The organism is Streptomyces sp. NPDC006197 (assembly GCF_040613865.1).
GTDB lineage: Bacteria > Actinomycetota > Actinomycetes > Streptomycetales > Streptomycetaceae > Streptomyces.
Window position 1 is genome coordinate 1 of record NZ_JBEXSZ010000012.1, and the last position, 14,183, is coordinate 14,183.

Annotated in this window: 13 protein-coding genes; 5 read left to right on the forward strand and 8 right to left on the reverse strand. The window is 74.1% G+C overall.

From position 1 onward, the window contains the following. Positions 1–321: 321 nt before the first annotated feature. Both ABZ318_RS05815 and ABZ318_RS05820 read left to right on the forward strand, forming a co-directional pair. Complete coding sequence (locus ABZ318_RS05815; RefSeq protein WP_356901252.1) at positions 322–1,311, forward strand: alpha/beta hydrolase; 990 nt, start codon at positions 322–324, stop codon at positions 1,309–1,311. Then, complete coding sequence (locus ABZ318_RS05820; protein ID WP_356901253.1) at positions 1,308–2,504, forward strand: acyltransferase; 1,197 nt, start codon at positions 1,308–1,310, stop codon at positions 2,502–2,504. The genes ABZ318_RS05815 and ABZ318_RS05820 overlap by 4 nt, the downstream gene beginning before the upstream one ends. 14 nt (positions 2,505–2,518) lie before the next feature. On the opposite strand, the gene ABZ318_RS05825 is transcribed toward ABZ318_RS05820, so the two are convergent. After that, positions 2,519–3,544, reverse strand: a complete 1,026-nt coding sequence (locus ABZ318_RS05825) for an aldo/keto reductase (RefSeq protein WP_356901254.1) — start codon at positions 3,542–3,544, stop codon at positions 2,519–2,521. Further along, positions 3,541–3,960 (reverse strand): MerR family transcriptional regulator, encoded by a 420-nt coding sequence (locus ABZ318_RS05830; RefSeq protein ID WP_356901255.1) that lies wholly within the window; start codon positions 3,958–3,960, stop codon positions 3,541–3,543. Before ABZ318_RS05830 ends, ABZ318_RS05825 begins: the two co-directional genes overlap by 4 nt. Positions 3,961–4,012: 52 nt before the next feature. Here ABZ318_RS05830 and ABZ318_RS05835 point away from each other — a divergent pair, with 52 nt between their 5' ends. After that, positions 4,013–4,843, forward strand: a complete 831-nt coding sequence (locus ABZ318_RS05835) for a serine hydrolase domain-containing protein (RefSeq protein ID WP_356901256.1) — start codon at positions 4,013–4,015, stop codon at positions 4,841–4,843. A gap of 10 nt (positions 4,844–4,853) precedes the next feature. Here the strand turns inward: ABZ318_RS05835 and ABZ318_RS05840 are convergent, their stop codons facing one another. The 5 genes from ABZ318_RS05840 to ABZ318_RS05860 all read right to left on the reverse strand — a co-directional run bounded on the left by ABZ318_RS05840 (position 4,854) and on the right by ABZ318_RS05860 (position 10,787). Beyond that, on the reverse strand, positions 4,854–5,447 hold the full coding sequence (locus ABZ318_RS05840; protein ID WP_356901257.1) for a hypothetical protein: 594 nt from the start codon (positions 5,445–5,447) through the stop codon (positions 4,854–4,856). 260 nt (positions 5,448–5,707) lie between these two features. Beyond that, positions 5,708–7,201, reverse strand: coding sequence for an ATP-binding protein (locus tag ABZ318_RS05845; protein ID WP_356901258.1), 1,494 nt, complete (start codon positions 7,199–7,201; stop codon positions 5,708–5,710). Positions 7,202–7,209: 8 nt separating this feature from the next. Further along, on the reverse strand, positions 7,210–7,893 hold the full coding sequence (locus ABZ318_RS05850) for a response regulator transcription factor (protein WP_356901259.1): 684 nt from the start codon (positions 7,891–7,893) through the stop codon (positions 7,210–7,212). Positions 7,894–7,992: 99 nt separating this feature from the next. Continuing rightward, the gene (gene murJ, locus ABZ318_RS05855) at positions 7,993–9,603 is read right to left on the reverse strand and encodes a murein biosynthesis integral membrane protein MurJ (RefSeq protein WP_356901260.1); all 1,611 of its coding nucleotides are present in this window, start codon (positions 9,601–9,603) and stop codon (positions 7,993–7,995) included. After that, positions 9,600–10,787 (reverse strand): peptidoglycan bridge formation glycyltransferase FemA/FemB family protein, encoded by a 1,188-nt coding sequence (locus ABZ318_RS05860; protein ID WP_356901261.1) that lies wholly within the window; start codon positions 10,785–10,787, stop codon positions 9,600–9,602. Before ABZ318_RS05860 ends, murJ begins: the two co-directional genes overlap by 4 nt. Positions 10,788–10,994: 207 nt before the next feature. On the opposite strand from ABZ318_RS05860, the gene ABZ318_RS05865 reads away from it, so the two are divergent. Then, the gene (locus ABZ318_RS05865; RefSeq protein WP_356901262.1) at positions 10,995–12,173 is read left to right on the forward strand and encodes an Ig-like domain-containing protein; all 1,179 of its coding nucleotides are present in this window, start codon (positions 10,995–10,997) and stop codon (positions 12,171–12,173) included. 4 nt (positions 12,174–12,177) lie between these two features. Here the strand turns inward: ABZ318_RS05865 and ABZ318_RS05870 are convergent, their stop codons facing one another. Beyond that, positions 12,178–12,846, reverse strand: a complete 669-nt coding sequence (locus ABZ318_RS05870) for a pirin family protein (RefSeq protein ID WP_356901263.1) — start codon at positions 12,844–12,846, stop codon at positions 12,178–12,180. A 71-nt stretch (positions 12,847–12,917) separates the two neighbouring features. On the opposite strand from ABZ318_RS05870, the gene fasR reads away from it, so the two are divergent. Then, on the forward strand, positions 12,918–14,099 hold the full coding sequence (gene fasR / locus ABZ318_RS05875) for a fatty acid biosynthesis transcriptional regulator FasR (protein WP_356901264.1): 1,182 nt from the start codon (positions 12,918–12,920) through the stop codon (positions 14,097–14,099). Positions 14,100–14,183: the final 84 nt, after the last annotated feature.

The window sequence follows — 14,183 nt, forward strand, 5'->3', positions numbered from 1 at the left end:
CGTCTGGTGCCGTGCATCGCAAGGCGGAGGAGGGAGGCAGTGGGGTCTCCCCTGTTCGAGCGAAGCCGAGAACTTGGGGAAGGAGCGTTGTCGACCGACGACAACGCGGCGAGGCGCGGTGCCAGACGTCGCGAGCCCGGCCTGATCGGCAAGACACCCCCTAGCGCCCGGGGGAAAACCCCACCCTCCGCCGGGGGTTCGCCGCTCCTCCGCCCCCTACCCCGGTATCACCGCGGAGTTGGCTCCCCGGTGTGACGTGCCGTCACCCGCCTTCTTCCTACCTTCCTCTCGCCAACGACGAGAGCTAGGGAGGGCGGGCCGATGCGCCGCTTCACGAGGAGCCTGATCACCGCCGCGGTGGTGACCGGCGTGGTCGCCGGGACGGCCGGCTGGGCGTCCGGGAACACCCAGGAGGCCGTGACCGGGGCCCCGGCCGGGGCAGCGGCGTGGCGGGCCGCGGGGCTGCCCGACCCGGAGCGGATGGGCCCGGCCGAGGTCGCGCGGTTCTTCGCCGGGCTGGGTCCCGTACAGGAAGAAGAGCTCGTCCGGACGCACCCGACGGTCGTCGGGAACCTCGACGGGGCACCCCTGGAGCTGCGGTACGAGGCCAACGCCCGCTCCGCGCACGGGGAGTTCGGCGGGGCGCGGATCCTCGCCCACGATCCGCGCGGCCGGGGGCAGGTGGCGCTGGTCTACGGGGACCTGGCGCGGGCCGAGCACGTGGCCGTGATCGTGCCCGGCTCCGACGTCGACGCCGATCACGTGCGGCCGCTCGCGGACATGGCGACGGCCCTGCGCCGGGCGACCGGCGGCCGTACGGCGGTCGTCGCCTGGGCCGGGTACACGACGCCCGTCGGGGTCGGCCTGGACGCGGCCACCGGCCGGCTCGCCGAGGCCGGGGCCGAGCGGCTGACCCGGTTCACGGACGGGCTCGCCGCCGTGAGGCCCGTCGGCGCGGCCGGGCCGTCCGTCTTCTGCCACAGCTACGGCTCCGTGGTCTGCGGTCTCGCCGCGCACGAGCTGAAGGCCAAGGACCTGGTGGTCTTCGGCTCCCCCGGGATGCGCGCCGAGAACGTCTCCGAGCTCGGCACCTCCGCCCGCGTCTGGGCGGCGAAGGATCCCACCGACTGGATCGACCGGGTCCCGAACGTCGAGTTCGCGGGCCTCGGGCACGGCGCCGACCCCACCGACCCGGCCTTCGGGGCGCGCCTGGTCCCGGCCGGGGACGCCGCCGGGCACGGCGGTTACTTCGCGCCCGGCACCGCCTCCCTCCGTGCGTTCGCCGCGATCGCCGAGGGGGACGTCCGATGAAGACCCTGGTTCGCAGGATCGAGGCCTCCACGCCCGCCCACCGCGACCGGGCGGTCGACGGACTGCGCGCCCTCGCGCTGCTCGCCGTGCCGACCGGGCACTGGCTGCTCGGCGGTTTCACGCTCTCCGACGACGGTGCGATCCACAACGCGAGCCCGCTGGGCACCTTCGCCGGTCTGGCGCCCGTCAGCTGGGTCCTGCAGATGCTGGGGATCTTCTTCCTGGTCGGCGGGTACGCGTCGGTGCTGTCGTACCGGCGGCGGAAGGGCTCCACGCGCGCGTGGCTGGGCGGTCGGCTCGCCCGGCTCGGGCGCCCGGTGCTCGGGGTCACCGCCGTGTGGGCGGCGCTGCTTCCGGTGCTGCACTTCGGTCTCGGGGTGCCCGTGGACACGCTGCGGACGGCGTCCACGCTGGTGATCCAGCCGCTGTGGTTCGTCGGGGTGTACACGGTGGTCACCGCGCTGACCCCGCTGTGCGTGCGGGCGGCCCGCCGCCTCGGGGTGTGGGCCGCGGCGCCGCTGCTCGGCTCGGTCGCCGTCGTCGACTTCCTGCGGTACGGGCCGTACGCCGACGCCGTGCCGTCCTGGCTGAGCGTCCTGAACATCCTGCCCGGCTGGCTGTTCGCGTACCAGCTCGGTGTCTCCTGGGGCGAGGGCCGGGTCACCCGGCGCCACGCGTGGGGGCTGCTGCTCGGCGGCGCCGCGCTCTTCGCCGCCCTGCTGCTGGTCTTCGGCTACCCGGCGTCGATGGTCGGCGTCCCGGGCGAGGCCCGCACCAACTCGCACCCGCCATCGCTGCTCGTCCTCGCCCTCGCCGCCGCGCAGAGCGGTGCGGCGGTCCTGCTCCGGGACCGGCTCGGCGCGCTCCTGAGGCGGCCCGCGCTGTGGGCGCCGGTCGTCGTGGTCAACCTGTCCGCGATGACGATCCTGTGCTGGCACCAGACGGCGATGCTCGCCGCCGCGATCCCCGCCTCGTACGCCGGCGAGGTCGCGGGTCTGGTGGGCGCGCCGGACTCGGTGGGCTGGATCCTCGCCCGGCTGGCCTGGATGCCGGTCTTCGCCGGCCTGCTGGTCCTGATCGGCCGGTACGCGCGGGTCTTCGAGGCCCCGTGGGCGAAGACCGGTCCGGCCCGCCGCACCCTGGCGGGGCTGCTTGCGGCGGGCTTCGCGGTCTTCGCCCTGGGGCTCGCGTGAGCGGGCGGCGGGGCTCAGGCCTCCCGGGCCGCCGACGTGGAGCTCATGTCCGGGTAGCGGTCGCCCGCCACCAGGCCGGCGATCGGTTCGAGGTCGGCGAGTTCGGCGGCGGTGAGGACGATGCGGGTGGCGGCCGCGTTCTCCAGGAGGCGGGAGCGCTTGCGGGTGCCGGGGATCGGGACGACCGTGAGGCCGTGCACGGCGGCGCGCTGCTGCACCCAGGCGAGGGCGATCTGGGCCGGCGTCGCGCCGTGGGCGGCGGCGATCTTCCGGACCGGGTCGAGGAGGGCCGCGTTCCGCTCGGCGTTCTCGCCGGTGAACCGGGGCTGGTACCGGCGGAAGTCGCCGCCCGACAGGTCCTTGGTCGCGTCCGCGAACGCGCCGGTCAGGAAGCCGCGGCCGAGCGGCGAGTACGGCACGAAGGTGACGCCGAGCTCGGCGGCGGCGCCGACGGCGCTGCGCTCCACGTCCCGGGAGAAGAGCGACCACTCCGACTGGAGGGCGGCGATCGGGTGCACCGCGTGGGCCTCGCGCAGTTCGGGCCCGGTGACCTCGCTCAGGCCCAGGTGGCGGACCTTGCCCTCCTGGACGAGTTCGGCCATCGCGCCGACGGACTCGGCGAAGGGGACCTGCGGGTCGCGGCGGTGCATGTAGTAGAGGTCGATGGTCTCGACGCCGAGGCGGCGCAGGCTGTCCTCGGCGGCCTTCTTGATGTAGGCGGGGTCGTTGCGGACGGCCCGGTAGGTCGGGTCGTCGGCGCGGCGCTCTATGGCGAACTTGGTGGCGAGGGTGACCTCGTCGCGGTGGGCGGCGAGGAAGGGCGCGAGGAACTCCTCGTTGGCTCCGCTGCCGTAGATGTCGGCGGTGTCGATCAGGGTGACGCCGGCCTCCAGGGCCGCGTCGAGGGTGTCACGGGCGGCCGCCTCGTCGGTGTCGCCGTAGAACTCGCTGATGCCCATGGCGCCGAAGCCCTGGACGCCGATCTCCGGTCCGTCCTGACCGCCGAGACGTACGGTGTCGATCCTGGTCACGCTGGTCATGAAGGTGTTCCTCCGCATGCGGTCCCGTAATGGCTGATCTTGATGTCGAGCACGGCGAGCGTGTCCTGGAGCTCCGTGATCCGGGCGAGGACGTCGCGCCGGGTGGCCTCCAGGAGCTCCCGCCGGTCGTCCCTGGTGTGGTCGCCCTCGCGCATCAGCTCGGCGTACCTGACCATGTCGGCGACCGGCATCCCGGTCAGCCGCAGCTTGCCGACGAAGGTCAGCCAGCCGAGGTCCTGCTCCGTGAAGCGGCGCTGTCCCGTGTGCGAACGGTCGACCTGCGGCAGCAGCCCGATCCGCTCGTACCAGCGCAGGGTGTGGGCGGTGAGCCCGGTCAGGGCGGCCACCTCACTGATGGTGTAACGGTCCTTCCCCGTAAGCCCGGTGCTGCTCGCGATGCTCTCGGTCACGCTCATGGGACCCACGCTAAAACGTTCGAGTGCACTCGAAGCAAGTAGGCTCGGCCCCATGCACAGCAGCTTGCCGAGCCTGGCGTCGATCGAGAACTGGCCCGTCCCCACCGCGGCCGCCGCCGTCGTCCGCGCGGACGGCACCCTGGCCGGGTCCCACGGCCCCACCGGGCAGCGCTTCCCGCTCGCCTCCGTCACCAAGCCGCTCGCGGCGTACGCCGTCCTCGTCGCGTACGAGGAGGGGGCGATCGACCTCGACGAGCCGGCCGGGCCCGAGGGCGCGACCGTCCGCCACCTCCTCGCCCACACCTCGGGGCTCGCCTTCGACGAGAACCGGGTCATGGCCGCGCCGGGCACCCGCCGGATCTACTCCAACACCGGCTTCGAGGCCCTCGGCGACCACGTCGCCAAGGCCACCGACATCCCCTTCTCCGACTACCTGCACCAGGCGGTCCTGGAGCCCCTCGGCATGGCCTCGACGACCCTGGAGGGCTCGCCCGCGAAGGACGGCGTGTCCACCGTGGACGACCTGGTGCGGTTCGCCGCCGAAGTGCAGGCGCCGCGGCTGCTCGACGCCCGGACCGTCCTGGACGCGATGACCGTCACGTACCCCGGCCTGACCGGCATCCTGCCCGGCTACGGGCACCAGAAGCCGAACGACTGGGGGCTCGGCTTCGAGATCCGCGACGGCAAGTCCCCGCACTGGACGGGCGCGAGCTCCTCGCCGCGCACCTTCGGGCACTTCGGGCAGGCCGGCACCTTCCTGTGGATCGACCCGGACGCGAGGGCCGCGTGCGTGGCCCTCACCGACCGGCCCTTCGGGCCGTGGGCGGTCGAGGCGTGGCCGCCGTTCACGGACGCGGTGCTCGCGGACCTGCGCGGGCGCTGACGGGAGCCCCTCAGGGCGCGCAGCGGATCGCCGGGAGCGTGCCGTCGACACCCACCAGGCTCACGTCGACCATGCCCCCGCCGTCCTCGGCGTACGCGGTCGTGCACACCAGCTGCTGGACGGCCGCCTCCGACAGGCCCTTGACGGGGAACGGCGACAGGAGCCGGACGACCCGGCGGCCCTCCGGGGTCGGATGTTCGAGCTCCTCCACGAACGGCGGCTTCGAGGACGCCGGGAGGTCCGTGGTCAGGCCCGCGGCGGCGTCGACACCGGACGGGCCGGCGAGCAGCGCGGCGAGTGCCTGGGCGGCGGCGACCCGGGTGCCGCGCGGGGCGCGCGCCCACCCGGAGTCCGGCTCCCGGGCCTTGCGGTCCTCGGTCGACTCGGAGTCGCCCGAGGAGAACGTCGTCTCGGGGACCGGCGGCCCGAGCTCACGGACCACCGGGACCGGCCGGCCGTCCGGCCCGAGGAAGTAGAGCACCATGCGGAACTCGGGCGCCGGGGCGACCGCGACGGTCGCGGCGCCGCCGGCCTCGACGACGTCGGTCCCCTGGATGCCGCAGGCGGCGAGCGCGACGGTGCCGAGCAGGACCGCGGCGGCCACCCGGCGGGGCGCGGCCGCACGGCGGGGCGCGGCTGTCTGGCGGGGCGCGGCTGTTTGGCCGCCCGCGGCCGTCCGACCACTCGCAGCCGTCTGACCGCCCGCGGCCGTACGGAGCCCCGCGGCTGTTTGGCGGGGCGCGGCTGTCTGACCGCCCGCGGCCGTACGACCGCCCGCAGCCGTACGGAGCCTCGCAGCCGCCCGCAGCCCCGCGGCCGCCCAGAGCCCCGCGGCCGCCCGGCTGCCCAGGGGCGTCCGGCGCCTCACAGTGGCATCCGTACGGTGAAGACCGCCCCGCCCGCCGGATGGTTGGCGGCGTGGACGGTGCCGCCGTGCAGCCGGACGTTCTCCAGGGTGATCGCGAGGCCGAGGCCGCTGCCCGCCGAGCGGGTCCTGGCCTGGTCCGCCTTGTAGAAGCGGTCGAAGACGTGCGGCAGGACGTCCGGGTGGATGCCCGGCCCCTGGTCCGCGACCTCCGTCACCAGCTCGTCCCCCTCCGCGTACAGCCTGACCGTCACCGGCGCGGCCCCGTGCCGCAGCGCGTTGCCGACGAGGTTGGCGACGACGACGTCGAAACGGCGCGGGTCGAGCCGCGCCCTGATCCCCTCCCCAAGGTACGGGACGACCTGCGCCGGATCGGTCCAGTGCCGGTGCTGGAGGGTCTTGCGGACGCAGTCGGCGGCGTCGACCTCGTCGGTGTGGAGCTCGGCCGCCCGCGCGTCGAAGCGGGAGATCTCCATCAGGTCCTCGACGAGCACGGCGAGCTTCCCGGTCTCGGCGCTGATCAGCCGGACGGCGCGGGCGGTGTCGCTGTCGAGGCTGTCGGCGTCCTCGTCGAGGACCTCGGTGACCGCGAGCATGCCGGCCAGCGGGGTGCGCAGTTCGTGCGAGACGTCGGAGGCGAAGCGGCGGGCGCGGGCCTCGGCGCTGCGGAGTTCCGCGACGGAACGTTCCAGCTCGGCGGCGGACTCGTTGAACGTGCGGGCGAGATCGGCGAGTTCGTCGCTGCCCTTCGCGTGGATACGGGTGTCGAGCCGGCCCCGGCCCATGCTGTGGGCCGCGTGCCGCAGCTCCCGTACGGGGCGGAGCACGCCGCGCGAGGCGATGAGCGCGGGGATCAGCGCCACGGCCAGCGCCGGGAGGGCGCCGTCACGGGCCGCGGTCACCATGGCCTCGATGTTCGCCTCCTCCTCGTCGAGCTCCATGACCGCGTAGAAGACGAGGCCGGTCGGCTGGGCCGTCCCCCGGCTCGCGTGCGTCCGGAACACGGCGGGGACGGCCATCGTCAGGTACGGCGTGCCGTTCTTCACCACCCGCTGGAAGCTGCCGTGCGGGGTGGCCGGACGGGCCTGGGCGCGGGCCCGCAGCTCGGGCGTGATGACGGAGGAGGTGGGACGGTCGGTGGAGGAGACGCGGACCGTGCCGTACTCGGCGTAGACCCGCCAGGGGCGGGGCTTGCCCTGGCGGGCGATGGAGAGGACCACGTCCCGCAGGGAGTCCGGGTTGACGGGCAGGCCGATGACCAGCGGGTCGACCTGGTCGCGGAAGGCGGAGACGGCGGTGTCCTGGGTCTGCTCCAGGATGGCGTTGCGGGCGGCGCGGTAGGTGAGCGCGGCGGTGGTGCCGCAGCCGACGGCCGCGACGAGGAGGAAGGCGAGGACGAGCCGGGTACGGAGGCCGAAGGGGTGGAGGCGGGGGCCGCGGGCCCTGCGACGGGCCCGTCCCTCTTGGCGCTCCGTGCTCGGCTCCGGGCTCACGCAGGCCTTCACAGGGGGCCGAAGCGGTAGCCGAAGCCCCGCAGGGTCTGGATGTACCGGGGCTCGCCCGGGGTGTCCTCGATCTTGTTCCGCAGTCGTCGGACGCAGGCGTCCACCAGCCGGGCGTCCCCGTGGTAGCTGTGCTCCCAGACGTGCTCCAGGAGCTGCTGCCGGCTGAAGACCTGCTCGGGGGCGGCCGTGAGGTGCAGCAGCAGCTTCAGTTCGGAGGGGGCGAGGGCGACGCGCTCGCCCGCCTTGGCGACGGTCAGGCCCGCCCGGTCGATCGCCAGCTCCCCGTGGAACTCGACGGCGGACCGGCCGGCGCCGGGCTCCTCGATGCGCCGCAGCACGGCCCGTATCCGGGCCTCGATGACCTCCGTACGGGCGGGCTTGACGATGTAGTCGTCGGCACCGGCCTCCAGGCCCACGACCACGTCGAAGTCGTCCCCCCGGGCGGTGAGCATGATGATCGGCAGCTGGCTGCTCTCACGGACCCGGCGGCAGACCTGGACGCCGTTCATGCCGGGCAGCATCAGGTCGAGGAGCAGCAGGTCCGGCCGGAACTCGCCGAGCGCGGCGAGACCCGCCTCGCCGGTGGGGGCGGTGCGGACCTCGTGCCCGCGGCGACGGAGGCCGAGCTCGACGCCTTCGCGGACGGAGGGGTCGTCTTCTATGAGGAGCACGCGGGGCATGTCGTGGAGTATCCCAAGGTCGGGCGGGCCCCTTCGGCGGGGCCTCGTTGTGGGGCGGTCGTCCCGCCCGTCGGGGAGGGGCGCCGTCCTGTGGGGGCTTCAGGTGCGGCGGAGGCGGGTCGCGGCCGAGTGGAGGAGGGTCTGGAGTTCCGTCAGGCGGAGGGGGCGGGCGAGGAGGGCGAAGACCGCCAGGATCGTCGCCGCTCCCGCCAGGCCCGCCGCCACCGCGCCCGCCGGCTCCACGGCGTCCGCGACGAACAGCCCGTACCCCGCCGCCGGCACCGCGGCCGCGAGGAGCCGCGCCAGCGCGGGGACCGCGTCGCCCGTGCCCTTCCCCAGCCGTCGGCGCAGCGCGTACGCCGTCGCCGCCCAGCCCGCCCAGAGCGCCAGCGAGTACGCCGCCGCCATGCCCGTGACCGCCCAGCGGACGGGGAGGTACGCGTAGGCGGCGAGCGAGAGCCCCGCGTTCAGGCCGGCGATGACGAGGTTCAGCAGGAACGGGGTGCGGGTGTCGCGCAGGGCGTAGAAGGCGCGGGTGCACACGTACTGGCCGGAGAGGGCGACCAGGCCGGGCGCGAAGGCCATCAGGGTCCAGGCCATGGCGCGCACGTCGTCGCCGGTGGTCGCCCCGTACCGGAAGACGACCGTCATCAGCGGGACGGCGAGCGCGAGGAGCGCGCAGGCGGCGGGGACGATCGCCGCCGCGCTGGTCCGCAGCGCGTAGGAGACGTCCCGCCGGACCCCCGCGAGGTCTCCCTCGGCGGCGGTCCCGCTCATCCGGGGCAGCAGCGCGGTGACGAGGGAGACGGTGATGATGCCGTGCGGGACGGTCCACAGGAGGTAGGCGTTGTTGTACGCGGCGAGGCCTCCGCCGCTGACCGTCGGGTCCGTGCCCGCGGAGGTGGCGAGCCAGGTGGTCACCCAGTACGCGCCCTGGTTGGTGAGGACGAGCAGGACGAGCCAGCCCGCCGAGCGGAGCGGGGCGGCGAGGCCGCTGCCGCGCCAGTCGAAGCGGGGCCGCCAGCGGAAGCCGGCGGCGCGCAGCGAGGGCAGCAGGGCGAGGGCCTGGACGGCGATGCCGGCGGTGGTGCCCCAGCCGAGGAGGGCGGTCTCCCCGGGGGTGAGTCCGCCGCCGGCGACGGCGAGGAAGAGGCCGAAGACGGTGACGGCGACGACGTTGTTGAGGACGGGGGTCCACATCATGGCGCCGAACCGGCCCCGGGCGTTGAGGACCTGTCCGAGCAGGGTGAAGAGTCCGAGGAAGAAGATCTGCGGCAGGCACGTGCGCGCGAAGGTGATGGTCATCTCGCGCTGTGCGCCCGCGTAGTCGGTGTACGTGTCGACGATCGTCGGCGCGGCAAGGACCGCGACCGTCGTGAGCGCGGCCAGGGCGAGGACGCACAGGGTGAGGAGCCGGTCGGTGTAGGCGACGCCGCCGTCCTCGTGCTCCTTGGCGGCCTTGACCAGTTCGGGGACGAAGACGGCGTTGAGCGCTCCGCCGAGGAGCAGCATGTAGACGATGGTGGGGACGGAGTTGCCGACGGCGTACCCGTCGGCGACGTAGCCCGCGCCGAGCGCCGCGGCGACGACGGAGGCCCGCACGAAGCCGGTGGCGCGGGAGACGAGCGAGCCGGCGGCCATGAGGGCGCCGCTGCGGAGGGCGGAAGGTTTCCGCCGGGGCTGCGGCGGCGCGGTGAGCGTCGCCGTCATCGGCGGGCCAGATAGGCCTGGAAGGCGCGGTACAGCGCCCCGTTGGTCGTGCCCTGCATCGGAATCTCCCACTCCCCCAGCGTTTCGACGACCTGTCCGCCCGTGCCGAGCTTCCAGCGGAGGAGGCCGTGGGCGCGGTCGTCCGGATCGAGGGTGGAGGGTACCCCGCGGAGGTCGTAGACGGCGGCGCCGAGGGCGTGGGCGTCGAGCAGCATGCGCCACTGGAGGGCGTTGGAGGGGCGGACCTCGCGGCGGTGGTCGGCGGAGGCGCCGGTCTGGTACCAGACGCGGCCGCCCACCGCGAGCATGGTGTGCGCGGCGAGGACCTCGCCCTCGTGGCGGGCGAGGTAGAGCTTCATGCGGCCCGGCTGCTCGGCGTTGAGGACGGCGTACTGGCGCTCGTAGTACGCGAGGGAGCGGCCGAGCCGGAAGCCGTCGCGTTCCTCCGTGATGCGCAGGAGCCGGTAGAACTCGGGCAGGTCGGCGGCGGAGCCGACGACGACCTCGACGCCGGACTTCCGCGCCTTGCGGACGTTGCGCCGCCACTCCTGGTTGAGGCCGTTCCACAGGTCGTCGGTGGAGCGGCCGGCGAGCGGGACCTGGAAGACGTGCCGGGGCTGGGCGTCGGCGCCGTCCTCGGAGTCGCCGCCGCACTTGCGCCAGCCGCGGGCGCGCAGCCGTTCGGCGACGGCGGTGCCCAGCGGGTCGACCTCGTCGGCGAGGACGTCGGAGAGCCGGCGGCCGGGTCCGGTGGCGGCCTTGACGGTGGCGGCGGTCCACCGGCGGTAGGCGGGCCCGGGTCCCATGCGGACGGCGAAGGCGCCCAGGGAGCGCAGATGGCCGAGGAGCGGGGCGAGCCAGCCGTCCAGGTCGGGGTCGGCCCAGTCGGCGACGGGCCCTTCGGGGAGGTAGGCGAAGTACTTCCGGGTGCCGGGGAAGGGCCGGAGGAGGACGAGCGCGACGCCGGAGAGCTCCGCGCCCTCCCGCCCCCATCCGACGAGCTGGTGGCTCCAGCCCTCCTTCACCTGGGCCCAGGAGGGGAGTTGGAGGAAGCTGGGCCCGTCCGCACCGGAGCGGGAGCCGAGGAAGGCGCGGTACGCCTCGGGGGTCACGGGCCCGAGCCTGACCGGTCCTGCGGGGGCGCGGCGGTCGGTGGGTGCGGCCGTCACGAGCAGCGCTGACACAACGGGAGCCTCCTTGTTCCGCCCCTCGGTGGTCGGGGCGCACAGCAGGCTCACAGCCGAATTCGACGGGTGCGCGCGGTGATTGTGACCGGACGATGACCGTTGTGCCGCAGCCCCGGTCACAGAGGCCTCCGGCGCCCCGGGGAGGTTCGGGAGCGCCCTACAGTCCAGGACATCCCACCCTTTCCTCACCCGCGGAGGTCTTCCGTGCTGCCGATACGCACATCCCGTCCCGCCCTGGCGGCCGTCGCGCTCGTCGTCTCCCTCACCGCCTGCACGGCCCAGGCGGCGGACGGGGGCCCGTCGGGGGCGGGGGCGGGGGCCGGGTCCTCGCAGGCGCCGCCGGCGAAGGTGAAGGTCGTGAAGAAGGAGGCCGGCAGCCCGGTGACCGTGACCGCGACCGGCGGCACGCTCACGGCGGTGAAGGTCGTGGACGCGGAGGGCGGCGGCCTCACGGGGCGTACGGACGCGGGCGGTACGAGCTGGGTGTCGGACCGCAAGGCGGCGCCCGGCACCTCGTACACGGTCGAGGTGACGTCCCGCACGGCCGACGGCAAGGAGTCGACCAGCCGGTCGTCCTTCACCACCCCGGAGCCCGGGAAGGTCAACAAGGTGACCCTGGCGCCCGGCAAGAACACCACGGTCGGCATCGGGCATCCGCTCTCCATCGTCTTCGACCTGCCGGTGACGCGGAAGGCGGACGTGGAGCGGCAGCTGAAGGTCACCACCTCGAACGGCACCGAGGGGTCCTGGGGCTGGGTCAAGGACTACTCGGGCCGGGACCGGGTCGACTGGCGTCCCCGGGAGTACTGGAAGCCCGGCACCAAGGTCACCCTCGAAGCGGACCTCGACGGCACGGACTCGGGCGGCGGCTGGTTCGTACGGGACTACCGCACCGGCTTCACCGTCGGCGCCGCGCAGGTGGTGAAGGTCGACCTCGACACCCACCGGCTGGCCCTGGAGCGGGACGGGCGGACGGTCCGCACGATCCCCGTCTCCGGCGGCACCCCCGGCGGCGACAAGCGGTCCTGGCGGGGCACGGCCGTCCTGATGGCGAAGGAGGGCACCATCAATATGAACTCCGAGACGGTGGGGCTCGGCGACGCGTACAACAAGGACGTCGACTACTCGATGCGGCTGACGTGGTCGGGCATGTACGCGCACGCGGCGCCGTGGAACGCGGCGTACTTCGGGCGCGCGAACCACAGCTCGGGGTGCATCGGGATGAGCGACGCGAACGCGGCCTCGTTCTACGCGTCGGTGAACGTGGGCGATCCCTTCGAGATCAAGGGGCGCGAGACGAAGGGGACGGTGGCGGAGGGCAACGGCTACGGGGCGTGGAACCTGAGCTGGGAGCAGTGGAAGGCGAAGAGCGCGCTCGGCTGAAGGGTCAGCCCGGGGCCTTGCGCCAGTCCCGCATCTCCCAGATCAGGAGCTCCGCGTCGGCCGTGGCGGTCAGGGCGAGCTCACCGGTGTCGGTGAGGCGGGCCGCGTCGCCGGGGGCGAGTTCCTCGTCGCCGAGCGACACCTCGCCCCGCACCACGTGCACGTACGTGAAGTCGGCGGGCGGGAGGGCGAGGCGCGAGCCCGCGCGCGGGCGGTGGACGTGGAGGGTCGCGCCCGCCGCCGGGAGGGCGTAGCCGTCGCCGAGGTCCCGCACCACCTCGTACGTCGGCTCCCCGCCCGGCTCCAGCGGGGCTAGCCACATCTGGATGAAGGTGAGGGGGACGGCGCCGTCGTTGCGTTCCACGTGCCGGACGCCGGCCGCCGAGCCGAGGTGCTGGAGGTCCCCCCGCCGGACGACCGTCGTGTGGCCGGTCGAGTCGTGGTGGGTGAGCTCGCCCTCCACCACCCACGTCACGATCTCGGTGTGGGAGTGGGGGTGCTCGTCGAAGCCGGAGCCGGGCGCGAGCCGCTCCTCGTTGACGGCGAGGAGCGCGCCGAAGCGGAGGTTGTCGGGGTCGTAGTACGGGCCGAAGGAGAGGGCGTGCCGGGTCTCGATCCCGGCCGCCGGGTCGCCCCCGGGGTACCGCTCGGCCGCGCGCTGGATGCGTATCACGGACGTACCGTAGCCCGGCGAAGCGGCCCCGACCCCGCATGCCGGCGTCCCGATAAGGCAGTCTTGTCCCCGTGCCTGAACCCGTGAACGCCTCCCATCCGCACGCCGCGACCCTGAAGCGCCTCGAACAGTCGTCCGGGCGGCTCGCCGCCGGCGCCATCGCCCGCATGGACGAGACGCTGCCGTGGTACCGCGCGATGCCGCCCGAGAACCGGTCGTGGATCGGTCTGGTCGCCCAGGCCGGCATCGCCGCGTTCACCGAGTGGTTCCGGCACCCGGAGACCCCGCAGGCCATCTCCACCGACGTCTTCGGCACGGCGCCCCGGGAGCTGACCCGCGCGATCACCCTGCGGCAGACCGTGGAGATGGTCCGCACCACGATCGAGGTCATGGAGTCGGCGATCGAGGAGGTCGCCGCCCCCGGGGACGAGAGCGTGCTCCGGGAGGCGCTGCTCGTCTACGCGCGCGAGATCGCGTTCGCGACCGCCCAGGTGTACGCGCAGGCCGCCGAGGCCCGGGGCGCCTGGGACGCCCGGCTCGAATCGCTCGTCGTCAACGCGGTGCTCTCCGGCGAGGCGGACGAAGGGGCCGTGTCCCGGGCCGCCGCCCTCGGCTGGAACTCGCCCGACCACGTGTGCGTCGTCCTCGGCACCGCCCCCGACGGGGACAGCGAGCTCACCGTCGAGGCGATCCGCCGGGCCGCCCGGCACGCCAAGCTCCAGGTCCTCACCGGCGTCCTCGGCGACCGGCTCGTCGTCATCGCGGGCGGCAACGACAACCCCCTGGCCGTCGCCAAGGCGCTGATCGGGCCGTACGCGGCGGGGCCGGTCGTCGCCGGTCCCGTGGTCCCCGACCTGCTGGCCGCGACCCGCTCCGCGCAGGCGGCGGCGGCCGGTCTCAAGGCCTGCTCGGCGTGGCAGGACGCGCCCCGGCCGGTCCTGGCGGACGATCTCCTTCCGGAGCGCGCCATCGCTTCCGACCCTTCGGCACGCGAGCAGTTGGTGGAGGAGATCTACAGACCGCTGGAGGAAGCGGGGTCGGCGCTGCTCGAAACCCTCAGTGTCTATCTGGAGCAGGCAAGCAGTCTGGAGGGCGCGGCCCGGATGCTCTTCGTCCACCCGAACACCGTGCGCTACCGGCTTCGACGTGTGACCGACGTCACCGGCTGGTCACCCTCCGATGTTCGTTCCGCGTTCACGCTGCGGATCGCCCTGATCCTGGGACGCTTGGCCGACGGAGATCCGCAGTCCTAGACTTTTGTCGAACACCAACAATTCCCCCGACGGTTCTTCGTCCTTGTCCTCACGGGCGCTCGAAGCCGTCCCCAAGAGAGAGTG